Genomic DNA, 17,892 nt, shown 5'->3' on the forward strand with positions numbered 1-17,892 from the left:
TCAACGTTGCGGAAGAATGGCCGCCGCCATGTCGTTCTAAAGAGGGAAAACTCCTATCGATGGGGAGGAACAGGACATGGCCATGATCACCGGCCCACTCTCGGGAGAGGCCAAGGACACCGTCGCGCAGGCCCTGCAGGGCGCCCTGGTCGATCTCATCGACCTCTCGCTGGTCGCCAAGCAGTCGCACTGGAACCTCATCGGCCCTCACTTCCGCCCGATCCACCTCCAGCTCGACGAGCTCACCGACCTCGCCAGGTCCCACATGGACACCATCGCCGAACGCGCCGTCGCCGTCGGGATCAACCCGGACGGACGTTCCACCACGGTCGCCAGGTCCACGAAGCTCCAGCAGCCGGAGTCCGGCTGGATCGAGGACGGCAAGGTCGTGGCGACGATCACCGACCTGCTGGACGGTGTCAGCAAGCGGATGCACGAGCGCGTCCGGGCCACCGACGAACCCGACCCGGTCACCCAGGATCTGCTCATCGCGGTGGCGCAGGACATCGACAAGCAGCACTGGATGTTCCAGGCCCAGGCCTGACCTGCCAGAAAGCCCGGGAGCCCGCACGGGAGCCCGGGCTTTGGCATGCCCGCCGACATCCCCGCCGACATGCCCGCGTCAGGGCCGCCGAGATGCTTGCCGGCGGGGCCGCTACCCCTGGCCGGGGACCCGCCGACGCGAGTTGGCCGGATGATCGCGCAGTGGGAGTTCGGGGTTTGCGCAGAGTTTGATGTCGCGAGTCCCTGCCATTCATGTCGGTGCGGTCGACTAGCGTGGCACCTAGAGGGAGGCCCCACGATGTCCCACAAGACTCTCCTCCGCACGGGCCCGCTCTTGCCGGGCGGCATCAGCCCGTACGGACCGCTCGGCCTGCCGGGCGCCGACGGCCTCGCGCTGCCCTCAGGCTTCACCGGCAGGGTGGTGGCCCGCTCGGGCCACAAGGTCGCCGGGCTGACCTGGCACGCGGCCCCCGACGGCGGCGCCTGCTTCCCCGACGGCGCCGGCTGGATCTACGTGTCCAACTCCGAGCTGCCCCTGCTCGGCGGCGCGTCGGCGCTGCGCTTCCGCGCCGACGGCACCGCCGGCGACGCCTACCGCATCCTGTCGGGCACCGACCTCAACTGCGCGGGCGGCGCCACGCCGTGGCACACCTGGCTGTCGTGCGAGCTGGGCCACCGCGGCCGCGTCTTCGAGTGCGACCCGTACGGCGCCCGCGCCGCCCGCCCCCGCCTGGCCATGGGCCGCTTCAAGCACGAGGCCGCCGCCTGCGACCCCGAGCGGCGCGTCGTCTACATGACCGAGGACGAGCCCGACGGCTGCTTCTACCGGTTCCGGCCGAGCGACTGGGGTGACCTGACGGAGGGCACGCTGGAGGTGCTGTGCTCCTCGGGCCACTGGCAGGTGGTGCCCTCGCCGGCGGCGCTGCGCACGGAGGCCCGCCACCAGGTCGAGGGCGCCCGCCACTTCGACGGCGGCGACGGCTGCCACTACGCGGGCGGGGTGTGCTACTTCACGACCAAGGGCGACACGGGCCTGTGGGCCTACGACGCGCAGACCTCCGCGCTCGAGCGGCTGTGCGAGGGCGTGCGCGCCATCACCGCAGCCCCCTCCGGCGACCTGTACGTGGCCAGGGAGACGACGGAGATCGACGTCATCACCCCCGACCGCGCGGTCACGCCGTTCCTCAGGCTGGAGGGGCATGCCGGGGCGGAGCTGACCGGGCTGGCGTTCTCGCCGGAGGGCGATCGGCTCTACTTCTCGGCCCGGCGCGGCCGCACCGAGGGCCACACCTTCGAGGTGTCGGGCCCCTTCCGCGGCTGAGCGCGCGGCCCGCGCTCGGCTCGGATGGCGGACCAGGGCCAGCTTCGGCCCGCGCTCAGCCCAGATAGCGCACCAGGGCCAGCTTCAGCTCCGCCACCAGCTCCGCGCCGCGCTCCGGCGTCGCGGTGGTGACCAGCGGCATCACCGCCTTCACCATGGCCACCGCCATCGTCCCCATGAGCGCGGCGCGCTCCTCCGCCAGGCCGGGGGAGCGGCGGCGGAGCATGGCCGCGACCTGCCGGGCGATGTCGTCGTGCAGCCGCCGCGAGGCCGAGGCCAGCTGGTCGCCCGTCGCCGACCCGTACAGGAGCGACCAGTATGCCGGTGACGCGCTCTTGAACCTGACGCTCTCGTCCACGACCTGCCCCACCAGCGCCTCCAGCGGCACCTCCGGGGTGACGGCGGCCAGCCGGGCGGCCCAGAACTCCTGCCGGTCGTCGGTGTAGCGGGCCACGAGCCCGTCGAGGATCTCCTCCTTGTTGCGGAAGAACTGGTAGAGCGACCCGGGCGACATCCCCGCCCGCGTGGCGACGTGGTTCGTCGTCATGTCCGGGTATCCGACCTCGGCGATCACCGACTCGGCGGCGTCGAGGATCTCCGCCATGCGCTTCAGGCCGCGCGCCTGCCGGCGGACCGTGCGTTCAGGCATGGGTCTCCTCGTTGACAAATGCGAGCATTCACTTGTATTTCTGGTTGGGAGAGCAAACACGAGTAGTTTACCGAGTTTTGAGGCGGGGGCACCTTACATGGCGCTGAACACGCGGCCACGGCCGGTCCACACGAAGACGGCCGGGCCGCCGCTGCGCAGGCTGGGCTTCCTTGTCGCCCGGCGCCGCCGGGCCGTGCTCGCCCTGGCCCTGGTCGTGCTCGCCGTCGCCGCGGCGCTGGCGGCCGGGACGGTGCCGCGGTTGTCGCTGGCCAGGTTCGAGGCGCCGGGGTCGGAGTCGGACCGGGCGCAGGCCGAGCTGGTACGGCGGTTCGGGACCGGCAGTCCCGACATGATCTTCCTGGTGACCGCGAAGGCCGGCACCGTGGACGACCCCGCGGTCGAGGCCGAGGGCAGGGCGCTGACCGCGCGGATCGGCGGGCGGGAGGGGGTCGCCGAGTCCGCCTCGTACTGGACCCGCGGCAGGCCCGCCACCATGCGCAGCGAGGACGGCAGGCACGCGCTGATCGTGGTGCGCATCCCCGGGGACGCCGACCACGTGCGCGGGCGGGTGCTGCCCGGGCTCGTGCCCGAGGTCACCGAGGGCACCGGCCTGCTCCAGGTGCGGGCCGGGGGAGGGGAGGAGGTCTTCAGGGAGGCCGTGCCGCTGTCCAGGCAGGACTTCGTACGGGCCGAGCTGGTCATCTTCCCGCTGGCGTTCGCGCTGCTCTGGCTCTACCAGCGGCGCGCCATGGCGGCCCTGGCGCCGATCCTGGCCGGGGTGTTCGCGATGGTGATCGGGCTGGCGCTGCTGCGGGTGCCCCTGGCCTTCACCGGGATCTCCACGTTCGCCCTGAACCTGACCCTCGCGATGGGGCTCGGGCTCGGCATCGACTACTGCCTGTTCGTCATCCAGCGCTTCCGCGAGGAGACGCGGCGCGGCGCTGACCGGGCGAGCGCGGTGGCCGGGGCCGTGGAGCACGCGGGGCGGACGGTGCTGTTCAGCGGGCTCACCGTGGCCTCGTCCCTGGCCGTGCTGTTCGCGCTGCCGTTCGACTTCCTGAGATCCTTCGCGTACGCGGGCATCGCCGTCGTCGCCGGCGGCCTCTTCGCGGCGGTGATCGTGCTGCCCGCCGTGCTGGCCTCGATCGGGGCCACGGTGCTCCCCAAGCGGGTCGGGCCGGAGCGGGAGGCGGGGTTCTGGCACGCGCTGGCCGTCCGGGTGATGCGGCGGCCGCTGGTCTTCGGCGGGCTGGCCACGGCGGTGCTGCTGCTGCTCGCCTCGCCGTTCCTGGGGCTGCGGTTCGGCGTGGCCGACGACCGCATCCTGCCCCTGGAGGCGTCGTCCCGGCAGACGCAGGAGATCATCCGGCAGTCTTTCCCGGCGGAGGAGACCGACGCCATCCAGATAATCGCCAAAAATCAGACGTCAGGCGATATTTCGCAGTATGCGGTGGCGTTGTCCCGGCTCCCCGGGGTCGCCCAGGTCGACTCCGCCGCCGGCTCGTTCGCGGACGGCGACCGGGTGGGCGACGGCGACCCCGGGAGGTTCCGGCGCGGGTCGGTCCGGGACGCCTGGCTGTCCGTGGTCCCGTCCGCCGAGGCGCTGGCCGACGACCCGGTGCGGCTGGTCCAGTCCGTACGCGCCGTCGAGCCGCCCTTCGAGGTCCTGGTCGGCGGCTACCCGGCCGAGCTGGCCGACTACCGCGCCTCCATCGTCGACCGGCTCCCCCTGGTGCTGGCCCTCATGCTCGGCGTCACGTTCCTGGTCCTCTTCGGGATGACCAGGAGCCTGATCATCCCGCTCAAGGCGTCCCTGCTGAACCTGCTCAGCATGGGCGTCATGTTCGGCGCCATCGTCTGGGTCTTCCAGGACGGCAACCTCGCCGGCCTCCTCGGCTTCACCCCGACGGGCACGCTCGACCCCAGCATCCCGATCCTGATGCTCTGCGTCGCGTACGGCCTGTCGATGGACTACGAGGTCTTCCTGCTCTCCCGTATCAAGGAGGAGTACGACCGGACCGGCGACACCGAGGAGGCCGTGGCCACCGGCCTGCAGCGGGGCGCGCCGCTGATCACGGCCGCCGGCGGGATCCTGGCGCTCACGTTCGCCGCCTACGCCACGGCGCAGGTGATGTTCGTGCAGATGCTGGGCGTCGGCATGGCGGTGGCCGTGCTGGTCGACGCGACCGTGATCAGGGCGGTGCTGGTGCCGAGCCTGATGCGCCTGGCGGGCCCGCTCAACTGGTGGCCTAGAGGTCGCGTGACCACATCTGCTCGGTGACCTCGACCCCGTTCTCCACGCCCCTCTCCTCCGAGTCCAGCGCGAACCCGGTCCCCTCGTAGATCCGCCGCGCGCTCACCAGGCTGTCGCGGGTCCACAGCGTGATCCGCTTGTACCCCTCGGCCCGCGCGTGCCGCAGGCACTCCTCCACGAGCCGCCGCCCGAGCCCCAGCCCTCTGGCGGACGGCTCCACCAGCAGCATCCGCAGCTTGGCCGTCGTCTCGTCCTGCCGCACGCAGAACACGCAGCCGGCCCGCTCCCCGCCCACCTCGGCGATCCACCCGGCGTCCCGGGAGAAGTCCAGATCGCCGACGATCCTGGCGACGAGCTGCTCGAACTCCGTGCCCCAGCCGTACTCGCGGCTGTAGAGGTCGCCGTGCCGGTAGACGACCCAGCCCAGGTCGCCGGTGCGCGGGGGCCTGATCACGTACGGCTGCCCGGCGCCCCCGTCGCCCAGCAGCTCCCTGATCGTGGCCATGCCGGCCACCAGCCGCCCCTGGCTCTCGTCCGGCAGCCCGGACAGCAGCCGCTCGATCTCCTCGGCCGAGCGCCTGTCGAGGTCCGCGAACGTCTGCGTGCCCCCGGAGGTGAGCCGTACGAGCTGCTTGCGGGCGTCCGACGAGGAGCGCTCGCGCGAGATCAGCCCGTCGGTCTCGAAGCGCGCCAGGATGCGGCTGAGGTAGCCCGCGTCCAGGTCGAGCAGGGAGCGCAGCGCCCCGGTCTCCATCGGCGCGGCGTGCGCCAGCTCGAACAGCACCCTCACCTCGGTCAGCGAGTACGGCGAGTCGAGCATGCCCGCCTGCAGCACGCCGATCACTTTCGTATAGAACCGGTTGAAGGCCCTGACCTCAGAGACCCTTGCCTCTGTCAACGAACTCATTGCTACAGTCAACCATGAGAGGATCCCTGTTGTGAAGCGCGTCTACATAGGCGGATACGGCCCCGGCATCGTCACGGTCGGCGGCGGGCTCACCAGAGTGGCCTCGCCGTCGTTCTTGGCCGCCCATCCCACCCTGCCGGTGCTGTACGCGGCGGGCGAGCTCGAACGCGGCTGGCTCACCGCGTTCCAGGTGGGCGAGACCCTCGACGTGCTGGACGAGCGGCCGAGCGAAGGCTCCCTGCCCTGCCACGTCGCCGTGGACCCGACCGGCAGCGTGCTCGCGGCGGCCAACTACGGCGACGGCGTCGCCGTCGTCTACCGCCTCGACGATCGCGGCGCGTTCGAGGGTGAGCCGATCGTGCTGCGCCACCAGGGCTCGGGCCCGGACCCGGAGCGCCAGGAGGGCCCGCACGCCCACGAGGCCGTCTTCCACGACGGGATCCTGCACGTCTCCGACCTCGGCACCGACGAGATCCGCCGCTACCGCTACGACGGCACCGCGCTGGAGCCGATCAGGCTCGAGCCTGGCACGGGCCCGCGCCACTTCGCCTTCTCCGGATCGCGCCTCTACGTGGCGGGCGAGCTGGCCGGCACCGTCACCCTCATCGAGGACGGGCGCCACACGGTCGTCCCCGCCTCGCGCGCGCAGGGCAAGAACGCCCCGTCCCACCTCGAGCTCGCCGGCGACCTCGTGTACGTCGCCAACCGCGGGCCCGACACCGTCACGGTGCTGCGCGCCGCCGACCTGTCGTACGTGGCGGAGGTGTCGGCGGGCGGCGACTGGCCCAGGCACTTCGCCCTCGACGGGACCACCATGTACGTGGCCGACCAGCACTCGGACGCCGTCACCGTCTTCCGGCTCGAGGACGGCGTGCCCGAGCCCTCGGAGGAGTCGTACGAGGTCGAAAGCCCGGCCTGTGTGCTGATCATGTAAGGAGTTCGCCAAGTCACGGCTCATCGGGTCGTTCGGTCATGACCATGAACGGGTGCGAAAGATCCTCGTCATGCTGTCGTCGCTGGTCGTCGTCGCCGGGTGCGGCGGCTCGCCCCCGGCTCCCGCCCCAGTCCCGGTCCAGCGCCCGGACCAGCGACCTGACCAGGCCGGGCCGCCTCCGCCCGCGGCGGAGGTGCAGGAGTCGTGGCACATCACCCGGCGCGGCGCGGAGCACGAGATCGAGGGCTACGCCGACCGGGTGAGCGTCCTGCCGGGCGAGCGCTTCGGGCTGCGGGTCTCGACGACCGCTCCGCGCTTCTCGGCGCGCGCCTTCCGCATGGGCGCGAACCCGGTCAAGGTGTGGGAGTCGCCCGCCGTCCAGGGTGTACGGCAGGCGCCGATGCGGCTCGTGGGCGGCACGGTGAGCGCGGCCCACTGGCGGCCCTCGCTCACCGTGGACACCGCGGGCTGGCCCGAGGGCGCGTACCTGATCAGGCTCGACGCCTCGACCGGCGCCCAGCGGTACGTCCCGATCACCGTGCGCTCGGCCTCCACCGCCGGCCGGGTGGTGATGGTGAACGCGGTCACGACCTGGCAGGCGTACAACCGGTGGGGCGGCCACAGCCTCTACACGGGCCCGCGCGGGTACGCCGACCGCTCCCGCGCCGTGACCTTCGACCGCCCGTACGACGACGACGGCGCCCGGCTCTTCCTGGACTTCGAGAAGGAGGCGCTGGCCGTGGCCGAGCAGAGCCACGTGCCGCTGGCGTACCTGACGAACCTGGACCTCAAGCCCGGCGTGCTCGACGGCGCCCGCGCGGTGGTGTCGCTGGGGCACGACGAGTACTGGTCACCCGGCATGCGCACGGTCGTCACCACGGCCAGGGACGCCGGCACGAACCTGGCCTTCCTCGGCGCCAACGCCGTCTACTGGCGGATCGCGATGCACGACCGGACGATCGCCTGCGACAAGGAGCGGCTCTGCCGGCTGTGGCGGGACTCCAAGCCGGAGAGCACGCTGGTGGGGCAGATGTACGACTGCTTCCCGGCGGAAGGCGCCTACCGGGTGACGCGGCCGCACCACTGGATCTTCGCCGGGACCAAGGGGAGGCGCTTTCCGGGGATGGTCGGCGTGGAGTCCGACAAGGTGTCGCGCGGGTCGCCGGGGAACGTCCAGGTGCTGGCGGAGTCGCCGTACTCCTGCGGCGGCGGGCGGGCGACCCACTCCGACAGCACGTACTACGTGGCGCCCAGCGGGGCGGGGGTGTTCGCGTCGGGGACGATGCGCTGGGTGTGCGCGATGCGGGGGGAGCGGTGCGGCCACGGCGTCTCCGACCGCGCGGCGGCCTTCACCCGCCGCGCGACCACCAACCTCCTGACCCGCTTCGCCCAGGGCCCGGCCGGCGCCCCCTGACGCGTCCCTCCCGGGACACCAGGGCTCGATCAGGCCATGGTGTCCCGCAGGATCTCGCCGAGCGTCCGGACGATCTCACGCTCGGCGGGCTCCTTGGTCACGCCCAGCTCGGCCAGCGCCCGGGCCACCGGCTCGTCGTCCAGCGACAGCACGCCCAGCAGCAGGTGCTCGGTCCCGACGAAGGGGTGGCCCAGCCGCAGCGCCTCGCGCAACGTCAGCTCCAGCGCCTTCTTGCTCTGCGCCGCGAACGGCACGGCCTCGATCGTGGGCTCCCCGCCCGGCCCGAGCGCCGCCCTGGCGGCCTCCGCGACCGCCTCCGGCGAGGCCCCGAGCGTCACCATGGCCTTGGCCGCCAGCCCGTCCGGCTCGCTCAGCAGCCCCAGCACCAGGTGTCCCACCTCGATGTGGCCCTGCCCCGAGTCCTGGGCCTCCTTCTGCGCCCGCACGACGACCCGGCGGGCCCGATCGGTGTAGCGGGCGTAGGCCCGCAGCTCCCCGGCCAGGGAGCCGCCGTCCTTGGGTACGAACCGCTTCTGCACGGCCTGCTTGCTGACCCCCATGCTGCGCCCGATGTCGGTCCAGGACGCCCCGGACCGCCTGGCCTGGTCCACGAAGTGCCCGATCAGATGGTCGGCCACCTCGCCGATGTGCTCACCCAGCGTCACGGCGTCGGCCAGCTCTTCCAGCGGGTCGCCGTCCGGATGGCGGCCCTTGATCGCGTTGATGAGGTCGTCGAGACGAACGATTCTCTCCATGCGTCAACCATAGGTTGACGACCCACTCCCGTCAACCTTGGGTTGACGCTCGGAACTTGCCGGCATGAGGCGTGCTGGGACGGGGGCCGGCATCGGGACGCGCTGACACTGTTGTCGGCGATGCCGGAGAGCGTACGACGCTCCCAGGAAGTCCGGGCGACGGCCCGCTGGATCTACGAGGCGATCGGCTGGTACGCGCACGCGCTCGACGAGGCCCGGCGGCTCGCCTACTTCAGCGGATGGCGCCGGATCAGGTTCGACTCGGGAGCGCGCCTGCGGGCGAACCCGGGCACGATGACGGTGTCGGCGGCGCCGGCGGCCCCGCCCCTCATGCCCGAACGGACGCGTGTGTCGCGATCGTCAGGTCGAAGGCCACGACCGACGGCAGGGCGAGCACGGCGACGCGACGCGTGGCGGATTCCCTACGCACGATGGCAAGGTTGCCACTCGCCGGGACGGCGCCGCGGCGAGATCATGGCTGCGTGCGAATCGAGATCGTGGTCTTCGACGGCTTCGACGAACTGGACGTGTTCGGGCCGTTCGAGGTGTTGTCCATAGCCGGGCTCACCGTCGAGCTGGTCGCCGCCGAGCGGCCCGGCACCGTGACCAGCATGCGCTCCGTCAGGGTCGAGGTGCCCACCGTCCTGGGGCGGGCCGACGGGGTGATCGTGCCGGGCGGCGGATGGCTGAACCGGGCCCCGGCGGGCGCCTGGGCCGAGGCGCAGCTCGGCGTGCTCCCGTCCAGGCTCGCGGAGGTGGCGCCCTCGACCCGCTGGATGGCCTCGGTGTGCACCGGCGGGCTGCTGCTCGCCGCCGCCGGGCTGCTGGCCGATCGGCAGGCGACCACCAACCACAACGCGTACGAGGAGCTGCGGTCCTACGGCGTGGACGTCGTCGAGGAACGCGTCGTCGACGCCGGCGACCGCATCACCGCCGGAGCGCTGAGCGCCGGGCTGGACCTGGGCCTGTGGATCACCGAACGCGAGCTGGGCACCGCGACCGCCGACCGCGTCGCCGCCTCCATCGGCTACGCGCGGACGGCCCGCGTCTTCCACGCACGAGGGCGGTGACGAACCGCGGGCGCGTCCTATCGCCGGGAGGCCAGCTGGACGGCGGCCCGCCAGCGCTCGTAGGCGGCGTCGTCCCGCGGGCCGGGCTCGAAGCGGCGTTCGAGCTGCCACGTATGGCGCAGCTCGGCCCGCGAGGCCCACACGCCCGCTCCCAGCCCGGCCAGGAAGGCGGCGCCGAGGGCCGTGGTCTCCTGGATCGCCGGGCGCTCCACCGCCGCCCCGAGCTGGTCGGCCTGGAGCTGCATGAGCAGGTCGTTCGAGGCGGCCCCGCCGTCGGCCTTGAGCACCGGTACGGCGCCCCCGGTCATCACCTCCACCACGTCCCGCACCTCGAACGCGATCGCCTCCAGCGTGGCCCTGACCAGGTGCGCCCGCGTCGTGCCCCGCGTGATGCCGGTGATCAGCCCGCGCGCGCCGGGGTCCCAGTGCGGCGCCCCGAGCCCCGTCAGAGCCGGTACGAACACCACGCCCCCGCTGTCGGGCACCGTGCGCGCCACGGCCTCGGACTCCGGCGCCGTGCCGATCAGCCCCAGCCCGTCGCGCAGCCACTGCACGGCGGCCCCGGTCACGAAGATCGACCCCTCCAACGCGAACGTGCGCTCGCCCGACGGCGTCTGCCAGGCCACCGTGGTCAGCAGCCCCTTGTCGGAACGGACGATCTCCCCGCCGAGGTTGGCCAGCACGAACGAACCCGTGCCGTAGGTGCACTTGACGTCCCCCACGTCGAAGCACGTCTGCCCGAACAGCGCCGCCTGCTGGTCGCCGGCCACCCCGCTGATCGGCAGCTCCAGCCCGAGGAAGGCGGACGGCTCCGTGAGCCCCAGCGGCCCGTAGTTGGGCACGATGTCGGGCAGGGCCTCCATGGGCACCCCGAACAGCTCGCACAGCTCCGGCTCCCAGTCGCCGGAGGCGAGGCCGTACAGGAGGGTGCGTGAGGCGTTGGACGGGTCGGTCACGTGCCGCGCGCCCGCCGTGAGCCTGGCGATGAGGTAGGAGTCCACCGTGCCGATGGCGATGTTCCCGGACCGGACGCCCGCCCACGTGGTCTCGTCGTGCTCGGCGAGCCAGGTCAGCTTCGTCGCGGTGAAGTACGGGTCGAGCCGCAGCCCGGTCAGCTCCGACACGCGCGGCTCGTGGCCCGCCTCGCGCAGCCGGTCGCAGATCCCGGCCGTACGCCGGTCCTGCCACACGATGGCCCGGCACGGCGCGGCCAGCGTGTGCCGGTCCCAGAGCACGGCGGTCTCGCGCTGGGTGGTGATCCCGACGCAGGACGGGGAGCCGGTGGCCCCGCTCAGCGCGGTGCCGCACGCGGAGAGCGTGGCTTGCCAGATTTCTTCGGGATTGTGCTCCACCCATCCGGGGGAAGGAAAGTGCTGTGCGAACTCCTCGTAGCCCTTGGACTCGATTTGTCCGTTTTCAGTGACTACGAGAGCGGTTACGCCTGTCGTCCCGGCGTCAATGGCCAACACACTCACGAAATACCCCCGCAATCTGGGCAGCCTGGCGTTTGGTCTAGACCACTGCCCGCGACGACGGGCAGAATGCGAGTCTGACATCAAGGTGACCCCCATCGGGAGGAACCCGCCATGCGTATTGGAGTGCTGACCGGGGGCGGCGACTGCCCCGGCCTCAACGCCGTGATCAGGGCCGTGGTGCGTAAGGGGGTGAGCGTCTACGGTCACGAGTTCGTCGGATTCCGTGACGGCTGGCGCGGCCCGCTTGAAGGCGACACGATGCCGCTCGACATCCAGGCCGTGCGGGGCATCCTGCCGCGCGGCGGAACGATACTGGGTTCTTCCCGCACGAACCCCATCAAAATTGAGGGCGGGGTCGACCGGATCAAGGAGAACCTCGCCACCACCGGCGTCGACGCCTTGATCGCCATCGGCGGCGAAGACACGCTGGGCGTCGCCAAACAGCTGTACGACCGCCACGTCAACGTGGTGGGCGTGCCCAAGACCATCGACAACGACCTGTCGGGCACCGACTACACCTTCGGTTTCGACACCGCGGTCAACATCGCGACCGAGGCCATCGACCGCCTCCACACCACCGCCGAGTCCCACCACCGGGCGCTCATCTGCGAGGTCATGGGCCGCCACGCGGGCTGGATCGCGCTGCACGCCGGCATGGCGGGCGGCGCGAACGTCATCCTCATCCCCGAGCGGCCGTTCGACATCGACCGGGTCTGCGAATACGTCGAGTCCCGCTTCCGCACCCGCTACTCGCCGATCATCGTGGTCGCCGAGGGCGCCCACCCGATCGAGGGCCAGATGGAGCTGCAGACGGGCGAGCTCGACGCGTTCGGGCACGTACGGCTGGGCGGCATCGGCGAGATGCTGGCCAAGGAGATCGAGAAGCGCACCGGCAAGGAGGCCCGCACCACGGTGCTCGGCCACATCCAGCGCGGCGGCACCCCGACGGCCTACGACCGGGTGCTGGCCACCAGGTTCGGGCTGCAGGCCATCGACGCCGCCCACGAGGGCGACTACGGCAAGATGGTCGCCCTGCGCGGCACCGAGATCGTCCGCGTCGGGCTCGACGAGGCCACGGCCGAGCTGAAGACCGTGCCCGCCTCGCGCTACTCCGAGGCGGAGGTGTTCTTCGGCTGAGTGAAAGCCGCTTGCAAGCGCGCGGCCGTACCTTCTGAACCAGCGGGGGCAATCACCGACGACAACCCCGCCTCAGGGTACGGCTTGCGCCGCGGCGAGTCGGCGGCCCACCGCGCGTCGCAAGCCGTACCTGGGAGATAGCTCAACCGCGGGGCGTGCCGAAGAGATCCACTTCCGGCGCGCCCTCGTCGTTCCCATGCAGCCGCGCCCGGTATTCCGCCTCGCTGCGCAGCTCCTTCTCCGAGGGGGAGAGGATGACGGCGAGCAGCAGCCCGACGGTGATCACACTGATGCCGACGATCAGCGGCAGCAGCAGGTCGACGGCCTTGACGCCGGGCACGGGCACCATGTCGGAGTGCACGGCCACCGACATCGAGTACATCCCCGTGTAGTGCATGCCCGAGACCGCCACCCCCATGATCAGCGCCGCACCGCCGATCTTGAGGGCGCCGCTGACCCGCACCGTGAACCAGAGCGCCACCGTCGCCGCCGCCACCGCGATCAGCACGGACACGGAGACGATCACCGGGTCGAAGGAGACGAGGGCCGACATGTTCATCGCGTACATGCCGAGGTAGTGCATGCCGGCCACGCCAAGGCCGGTCAGGACGCCGCCGCCGAGCAGGTAGGCCGGCCGCTCGCCGCCGTAGGAGACCAGGAACAGGCCCATCCCCACGACGACGACCGCGATGAGCGCGGACAGGGCGGTGAGCGGCACGTCGTAGCGGATCACCGAGCCGGTCACGGAGAAGCCGAGCATGGCCAGGAAGTGCATCGTCCAGATGCCTGTGCCGCCGATCGCGAAAGCGGCCCCCACCAGCCATAAATGACGCTCGCGCCCGCCGGCGAGGCGGGCTCTCGAGGTCAGCAGCAGGCCCAGCATGGAGCCCACGCTGGACATGACGTACGCGAGCACGGGCGTTGACAGCCCGAAGGAAAAATGATCGATCGGCGACACGACCCCCACCCCAAACCCCTACGCACCGATAAGGGAGTATGAACAGGGAGTCGCCGACCGCGCAACTATCTTCTGCGGCCCTGCATGGCCTGGCGGCGCGGCCTCGGCATCGGCATCGGCGGCGGCGGCGCGGGGTAGGTGAGCTGCTCCTGCTGGGTGGTACGCCGGCGCAGCTCCAGTTTGGCGACCAGTTCGGCGTCCTCGTGCAGCTCCTCCTCCGAGGGCGAGAGGATCACCATGAGGAGCATGGTCAGCGTGATCAGGCTGATCACGGTCATGAGGGGCACGAGGAAGTCGAGCGCGTCGGCGCCCGCGACCACGCCGGGTTCGGCGTCGACCGTGACGTGCATCGCGTAGATGCCGGTGTAGTGCATGCCCGAGACCGCCACGCCCATGACCAGTGCGGCGAGGGTGATCCAGATGGGCTTCTTGACGCGCAGCGTGAACCACAGCGCCACCGTCGCGGCCACGACCGCGATGACCACGGAGGCGGCCACGGTGAGGCGGTCATAGGAGACGTGGGCGGACATGTTCATCGCGTACATGCCCAGGTAGTGCATGGAGGCCACGCCCAGGCCGGTGAGCAGGCCCCCGCCGAGGAGCGCCAGGACCCGGCCGCCACCGTACGAGACCAGCAGCAGGCCGGTGCCCACCACGACGATGGCCACGACCGCGGAGGCGACGGTGAGCCACACGTCGTACTTGATCTGGGTGCCCTCCACCTCGAAGCCCATCATGGCGATGAAGTGCATGACCCAAATGCCGGTGCCGCCGATCGAGATGGCCGCGCCCAGCAGCCAGCGCACCCGGGAACCGCCGCGGGAGGCGTGCGCCTGGGCGGTGAGCCGCAGTCCGAGCATGGATCCGATGCAGGACATCACGTAGGCGAGCAGAGGGGTCAGCAGGCCGTAGGTGAAATGATTCACAGCGGAGGTCATCTATCGGTCCTTGGTAATTAGGGGTTCCCGGATTGTGCCATCCGGGATGTCCCATTCGCATGGATATCACCACTATCTGTCAACCTCCCTGTCGGAACATGAGAAGGACTCATGGCTATCGAAGGCCCGTTCTGGCGAGCGATCGCGGTCTACCGGGTGGCGTCGCTGGTGTACGCGGCCGTGCTGATGGCCCAGCACCGCGGCTACGAGCAGCCCGTGCTCGGCTGGCTGGTGATCGGGGTGATGGCGCTGTGGACGGCGGGGGCGACGTTCGCCTATTCGGCCGGGTCGGTGCGCCGGTGGCCGCTGCTGACGATCGACCTGCTGGTCGCCGTGGCCTGCCTGCTGGTCTCTCCGTACGTCGAGGGCGCCGGTCAGGGCGCGGAGGGCACCATGCCCGTGCCCGCGACGTGGATAGCCGCTCCCGTGCTGGCCTGGGCCGTGCACGGGGGCAGGCGGCTGGGCGCGGTGGCGGCGGCCGTCGTCGCGGCGGGCGACCTGTGGCTGCGCGTCCGCACCGGCCAGGCGCCCATCCTGATCAACGGCGCGGTCCTGCTCTTCCTGGCGGGCGTCGTGGTCGGCCACGTGGCCCGGCTGGCCAGGCAGGCCGAGGAGCGCATGCAACGGGCCATCGAGATGGAGGCCGCCCAGCGCGAGCGCGACCGGCTGGCCCGTGACATCCACGACTCGGTCCTGCAGGTGCTGGCCCTGGTCCAGCGGCGCGGCCGGCAGATCGGCGGTGAGGCGGCGGAGCTGGGGCGGCTGGCCGGCGAGCAGGAGGCCGTGCTGCGCAGGCTCGTCGCCCCGGCCTCCGCCCCCGTCCCCGTGGGGTCCGCCGACCTGCGTAACCTCCTCCTGGCGCACGCCTCGCCCCAGGTGACGGTCTCGACGCCCGCCACGCCGATGATCCTGCCCGCGCCGGTGGCCGCGGAGACGGGCGCCGCCGTCCGGGCGGCGCTGGACAACGTACGGGACCACTGCGGGCCCGGCGCCCGCGCCTGGATCTTCGCCGAGTCGTCGGACGGCGCGATCACGGTGACGGTGCGGGACGAGGGTCCGGGCATCGCCGAGGGCCGCCTGGCCGAGGCCGCCGCGGCCGGTCGCCTGGGGGTCGCCCAGTCCATCCGCGGCCGGATCGCCGACCTCGGCGGCACGGTCGCCTTCGCCGGCAGCGTGGGGGAGGGCACGGAGGTCGAGATCAGTGTGCCCGCCTCGGGGGCGCCGCGGCCGGAGGGCGGGGCCGGGGCGCGCGGTTAGAGTTGCTGCATGGTGCGGGTGATGGTGGTGGACGACCATCCGATGTGGCGTGACGGCGTCGCCAGGGATCTCGCCGAGGCCGGATATGAGGTCGTCGCCACCGTGGGGGAGGGGCGGCAGGCGGTACGGGCGGCCGGGGCGGCACGGCCGGACGTCGTGGTGCTCGATCTGCGGTTACCGGATATGTCGGGCGCGGAAGTGGCCGCCAGGCTGGCCGCGGTGGAGCCGCCGCCGAGGGTGCTGGTGTTGTCGGCCAGTGCCGAGCAGGACGACGTGCTGGAGGCGGTCAAGGCCGGCGCATCCGGATATCTGGTGAAATCGGCCAGCCGGGAGGAGTTCCTCGACGCGGTACGCCGCACCGCCGACGGCGACGCCGTGTTCACCCCGGGCCTGGCCGGGCTCGTGCTCGGCGAATACCGGCGGCTGGCCGCGCAGCCGGCGCCCGCCGAGGGGCCGCGGCTGACCGAACGCGAGACCGAGGTGCTCAGGCTGGTCGCCAAGGGCCTGTCCTACCGGCAGATCGCCGAGCGGCTCGTGCTCTCCCACCGCACGGTGCAGAACCACGTCCAGAACGCGCTGCGCAAGCTCCAGCTCCACAGCCGGGTCGAACTGGTCCGATATGCGATCGAGCACGGGCTGGACGCGGACTAAACTCGATGGCGCGCGGCGTTGCCTTCGACGCGTGCCCTTCCCCGTCTTCCCGGAGGTTCCACCATGACGATGTCCGCCCTGGGCGAGCCATGTGTTCTGCTCAAGCTGGGCGAGATCGTCCTGAAAGGCAAGAACCGCGAGCTGTTCGAACGCCGCCTGATCAGCAACATCCGTGACGCGCTCCGGTCGCTCGACCTCAAGCTCGACGTGCGCAAGCGGCACGGCGTGATCGCGATCTTCCTGCCCCAGGGCGCCACGGTCGAGCAGGCGCAGGCCGTGGCCCAGCGGGTCGCCGACGTTCCCGGGCTGGTCTGGATCCACCGGGCCTGGCGGGTCGCCAAGGACCCCGACGCCGTGCTGAAGGCCGGTCTCGAGCTGGTCGGCGAGACCGAGGAGGCCAAGCGGGGCGCCCGCTTCGCCGTCCGCTCCCGCCGCCGCGACAAGCGCTTCCCGCTGCACTCCAACGAGCTCGACCGCCTCGTGGGCGGCGCGATCAACGACGAGTACGGCCTGCCGGTCGACCTGAAGAACCCCGAGCTGACGGTGTTCATCGAGGTCGACAGGGACGAGGTGTTCGTCTTCACCGGCGGCATCCCCGGCCAGGGCGGCCTGCCGGTCGGCAGCAGCGGCCGGGCCCTGGTGCTCATGTCGGGCGGCATCGACTCGCCGGTGGCGGCCTACCGGATGATGCGGCGCGGGCTGCACGTCGACTTCCTGCACTTCTCCGGCATCCCGTTCACCACCTCCGAGTCGATCTACAAGGCGTACGCGCTGGTCAAGAAGCTCGACCGGTTCCAGGGCAGGTCGCGGCTGTGGGTGGTGCCGTTCGGCAAGGCGCAGCAGTCGATCCGCACCTCCGGCCAGGACCGCCTGGCGGTGATCGCGCAGCGGCGGCTCATGCTCAAGACGGCCGAGGAGGTCGCCCACCGCATCCACGCCGCCGCGCTGGTCACCGGCGACGCGCTCGGCCAGGTCTCCTCCCAGACCCTGACCAACATCACCGCCCAGGACAACGCGGTGGAGCTGCCGATCCTGCGGCCGCTGGTGGGCTGGGACAAGACCGAGATCATGGCCGAGGCGCGGCGCATCGGCACGCTGGAGATCTCCGAGCTGCCCGACGAGGACTGCTGTTCGCTGCTGGCGCCCAAGCGGGCCGAGACCCGGGCCAAGATCGAGGACCTGAAGCAGATCGAGAAGCGGCTCGACGCCGAGGAGCTGTGCGTGCAGCTCGCCGACTCGATCCAGGAGTACACCCTCGACTAGCGCCCTCAGGCGTTGACCTTGAAGGGGTCGTGCTCGGTCAGCAGCTTGTCCAGCCGCGCCTGGTCGACGCGCTGGCTGACCTCCGACTGCTCCTGCCGGTCCCGTACGACCTTGCACAGCGTGATCGTCGAGGTGACGACGTACAGCAGGCCGAGCCCGAGGAACGCCCTTACCCACCCCTCGACGGGCAGGTAGACCAGGGCGATCACCACGGAGGACAGCGAGACGGCGAACGACAGGAGCGTTTGGACGTAGTACGCGGTGGTCTGCGTGGGTTGGATGGGCTTCGTCATGCGGCCATCGTCGCGCCGCGCGACAGCCCGCCGCATGGGGTCACGTACTCAAGTTACTTCTGAGTACGGCCGGCCGCTCAGCTCGTGGCGGCGGCCGGCCGTACATCCGCGC

17 protein-coding genes are annotated in these 17,892 nt (G+C 71.5%); 10 read left to right on the top strand and 7 right to left on the bottom strand.

The window, feature by feature from the left end:
- Positions 1–76 precede the first annotated feature (76 nt).
- Together AB0J87_RS08660 and AB0J87_RS08665 are read left to right on the top strand one after the other, a co-directional pair.
- On the top strand, positions 77–544 hold the full coding sequence (locus tag AB0J87_RS08660) for a DNA starvation/stationary phase protection protein (RefSeq protein ID WP_363963536.1): 468 nt from the start codon (positions 77–79) through the stop codon (positions 542–544).
- Between the two features lie 258 nt (positions 545–802).
- Positions 803–1,825 carry an alkaline phosphatase PhoX gene (locus AB0J87_RS08665; protein ID WP_363963538.1) on the top strand — a complete coding sequence of 341 codons (1,023 nt, stop codon included), beginning with the start codon at positions 803–805 and terminating at the stop codon, positions 1,823–1,825.
- Between the two features lie 55 nt (positions 1,826–1,880).
- Here AB0J87_RS08665 and AB0J87_RS08670 read toward each other — a convergent pair whose 3' ends face one another.
- A complete protein-coding gene (locus AB0J87_RS08670; RefSeq protein WP_350729002.1) occupies positions 1,881–2,474 on the bottom strand; it encodes a TetR/AcrR family transcriptional regulator in 594 nt (197 codons plus the stop codon).
- 97 nt (positions 2,475–2,571) lie between these two features.
- Between AB0J87_RS08670 and AB0J87_RS08675 the strand changes: the two genes are divergently transcribed.
- Positions 2,572–4,755, top strand: a complete 2,184-nt coding sequence (locus AB0J87_RS08675; protein WP_363963541.1) for an MMPL family transporter — start codon at positions 2,572–2,574, stop codon at positions 4,753–4,755.
- Here the strand turns inward: AB0J87_RS08675 and AB0J87_RS08680 are convergent.
- Positions 4,724–5,635 carry a helix-turn-helix domain-containing GNAT family N-acetyltransferase gene (locus tag AB0J87_RS08680; RefSeq protein ID WP_363963543.1) on the bottom strand — a complete coding sequence of 304 codons (912 nt, stop codon included), beginning with the start codon at positions 5,633–5,635 and terminating at the stop codon, positions 4,724–4,726. The two genes, AB0J87_RS08675 and AB0J87_RS08680, sit on opposite strands and share 32 nt — an antisense overlap.
- Positions 5,636–5,666: 31 nt before the next feature.
- Between AB0J87_RS08680 and AB0J87_RS08685 the strand changes: the two genes are divergently transcribed.
- Together AB0J87_RS08685 and AB0J87_RS08690 are read left to right on the top strand one after the other, a co-directional pair.
- On the top strand, positions 5,667–6,569 hold the full coding sequence (locus AB0J87_RS08685) for a beta-propeller fold lactonase family protein (RefSeq protein ID WP_363963545.1): 903 nt from the start codon (positions 5,667–5,669) through the stop codon (positions 6,567–6,569).
- 52 nt (positions 6,570–6,621) lie between these two features.
- Positions 6,622–7,983 (top strand): N,N-dimethylformamidase beta subunit family domain-containing protein, encoded by a 1,362-nt coding sequence (locus AB0J87_RS08690; protein WP_363963547.1) that lies wholly within the window; start codon positions 6,622–6,624, stop codon positions 7,981–7,983.
- Positions 7,984–8,012: 29 nt separating this feature from the next.
- Here the strand turns inward: AB0J87_RS08690 and AB0J87_RS08695 are convergent, their stop codons facing one another.
- Positions 8,013–8,738, bottom strand: a complete 726-nt coding sequence (locus AB0J87_RS08695; RefSeq protein ID WP_363963549.1) for a Clp protease N-terminal domain-containing protein — start codon at positions 8,736–8,738, stop codon at positions 8,013–8,015.
- Between the two features lie 482 nt (positions 8,739–9,220).
- Between AB0J87_RS08695 and AB0J87_RS08700 the strand changes: the two genes are divergently transcribed.
- Entirely contained in the window at positions 9,221–9,808 is a 588-nt protein-coding gene (locus AB0J87_RS08700) for a DJ-1/PfpI family protein (RefSeq protein WP_363963551.1), read from the top strand.
- Between the two features lie 17 nt (positions 9,809–9,825).
- Here AB0J87_RS08700 and AB0J87_RS08705 read toward each other — a convergent pair whose 3' ends face one another.
- On the bottom strand, positions 9,826–11,283 hold the full coding sequence (locus AB0J87_RS08705; RefSeq protein ID WP_363963553.1) for a glycerol kinase: 1,458 nt from the start codon (positions 11,281–11,283) through the stop codon (positions 9,826–9,828).
- A 111-nt stretch (positions 11,284–11,394) separates the two neighbouring features.
- On the opposite strand from AB0J87_RS08705, the gene AB0J87_RS08710 reads away from it, so the two are divergent.
- Positions 11,395–12,420, top strand: a complete 1,026-nt coding sequence (locus AB0J87_RS08710; protein WP_363963555.1) for a 6-phosphofructokinase — start codon at positions 11,395–11,397, stop codon at positions 12,418–12,420.
- 142 nt (positions 12,421–12,562) lie between these two features.
- Here the strand turns inward: AB0J87_RS08710 and AB0J87_RS08715 are convergent, their stop codons facing one another.
- Complete coding sequence (locus AB0J87_RS08715) at positions 12,563–13,378, bottom strand: MHYT domain-containing protein (protein WP_363963557.1); 816 nt, start codon at positions 13,376–13,378, stop codon at positions 12,563–12,565.
- Between the two features lie 65 nt (positions 13,379–13,443).
- A complete protein-coding gene (locus AB0J87_RS08720) occupies positions 13,444–14,316 on the bottom strand; it encodes an MHYT domain-containing protein (RefSeq protein WP_363963559.1) in 873 nt (290 codons plus the stop codon).
- 111 nt (positions 14,317–14,427) lie between these two features.
- On the opposite strand from AB0J87_RS08720, the gene AB0J87_RS08725 reads away from it, so the two are divergent.
- From AB0J87_RS08725 to thiI, 3 genes are all read left to right on the top strand, one after another.
- A complete protein-coding gene (locus AB0J87_RS08725; protein WP_363963561.1) occupies positions 14,428–15,573 on the top strand; it encodes a DUF5931 domain-containing protein in 1,146 nt (381 codons plus the stop codon).
- Positions 15,574–15,582: 9 nt separating this feature from the next.
- Positions 15,583–16,224 carry a response regulator transcription factor gene (locus AB0J87_RS08730; protein WP_319710515.1) on the top strand — a complete coding sequence of 214 codons (642 nt, stop codon included), beginning with the start codon at positions 15,583–15,585 and terminating at the stop codon, positions 16,222–16,224.
- Between the two features lie 63 nt (positions 16,225–16,287).
- On the top strand, positions 16,288–17,487 hold the full coding sequence (gene thiI, locus AB0J87_RS08735; protein ID WP_363963563.1) for a tRNA uracil 4-sulfurtransferase ThiI: 1,200 nt from the start codon (positions 16,288–16,290) through the stop codon (positions 17,485–17,487).
- A gap of 5 nt (positions 17,488–17,492) precedes the next feature.
- On the opposite strand, the gene AB0J87_RS08740 is transcribed toward thiI, so the two are convergent.
- Entirely contained in the window at positions 17,493–17,780 is a 288-nt protein-coding gene (locus tag AB0J87_RS08740) for a YiaA/YiaB family inner membrane protein (protein ID WP_363963565.1), read from the bottom strand.
- Between the last annotated feature and the right edge of the window lie 112 nt (positions 17,781–17,892).

The organism is Nonomuraea sp. NPDC049625 (assembly GCF_040675285.1).
GTDB classification, from domain to species: domain Bacteria; phylum Actinomycetota; class Actinomycetes; order Streptosporangiales; family Streptosporangiaceae; genus Nonomuraea; species Nonomuraea angiospora_A.

Excerpts from the sequence above, each read along its gene's own strand:
- AB0J87_RS08660 (WP_363963536.1), top strand. The coding sequence starts at position 77 with ATGGCCATGATCACCGGCCCACTCTCGGGAGAGGCCAAGGACACCGTC.
- AB0J87_RS08665 (WP_363963538.1), top strand. The coding sequence starts at position 803 with ATGTCCCACAAGACTCTCCTCCGCACGGGCCCGCTCTTGCCGGGCGGC.
- AB0J87_RS08670 (WP_350729002.1), bottom strand. The coding sequence starts at position 2,474 with ATGCCTGAACGCACGGTCCGCCGGCAGGCGCGCGGCCTGAAGCGCATG.
- AB0J87_RS08675 (WP_363963541.1), top strand. The coding sequence starts at position 2,572 with ATGGCGCTGAACACGCGGCCACGGCCGGTCCACACGAAGACGGCCGGG.
- AB0J87_RS08680 (WP_363963543.1), bottom strand. The coding sequence starts at position 5,635 with ATGAGTTCGTTGACAGAGGCAAGGGTCTCTGAGGTCAGGGCCTTCAAC.
- AB0J87_RS08695 (WP_363963549.1), bottom strand. The coding sequence starts at position 8,738 with ATGGAGAGAATCGTTCGTCTCGACGACCTCATCAACGCGATCAAGGGC.
- AB0J87_RS08710 (WP_363963555.1), top strand. The coding sequence starts at position 11,395 with ATGCGTATTGGAGTGCTGACCGGGGGCGGCGACTGCCCCGGCCTCAAC.
- AB0J87_RS08720 (WP_363963559.1), bottom strand. The coding sequence starts at position 14,316 with ATGACCTCCGCTGTGAATCATTTCACCTACGGCCTGCTGACCCCTCTG.
- AB0J87_RS08725 (WP_363963561.1), top strand. The coding sequence starts at position 14,428 with ATGGCTATCGAAGGCCCGTTCTGGCGAGCGATCGCGGTCTACCGGGTG.
- AB0J87_RS08730 (WP_319710515.1), top strand. The coding sequence starts at position 15,583 with ATGGTGCGGGTGATGGTGGTGGACGACCATCCGATGTGGCGTGACGGC.
- thiI (WP_363963563.1), top strand. The coding sequence starts at position 16,288 with ATGACGATGTCCGCCCTGGGCGAGCCATGTGTTCTGCTCAAGCTGGGC.
- AB0J87_RS08740 (WP_363963565.1), bottom strand. The coding sequence starts at position 17,780 with ATGACGAAGCCCATCCAACCCACGCAGACCACCGCGTACTACGTCCAA.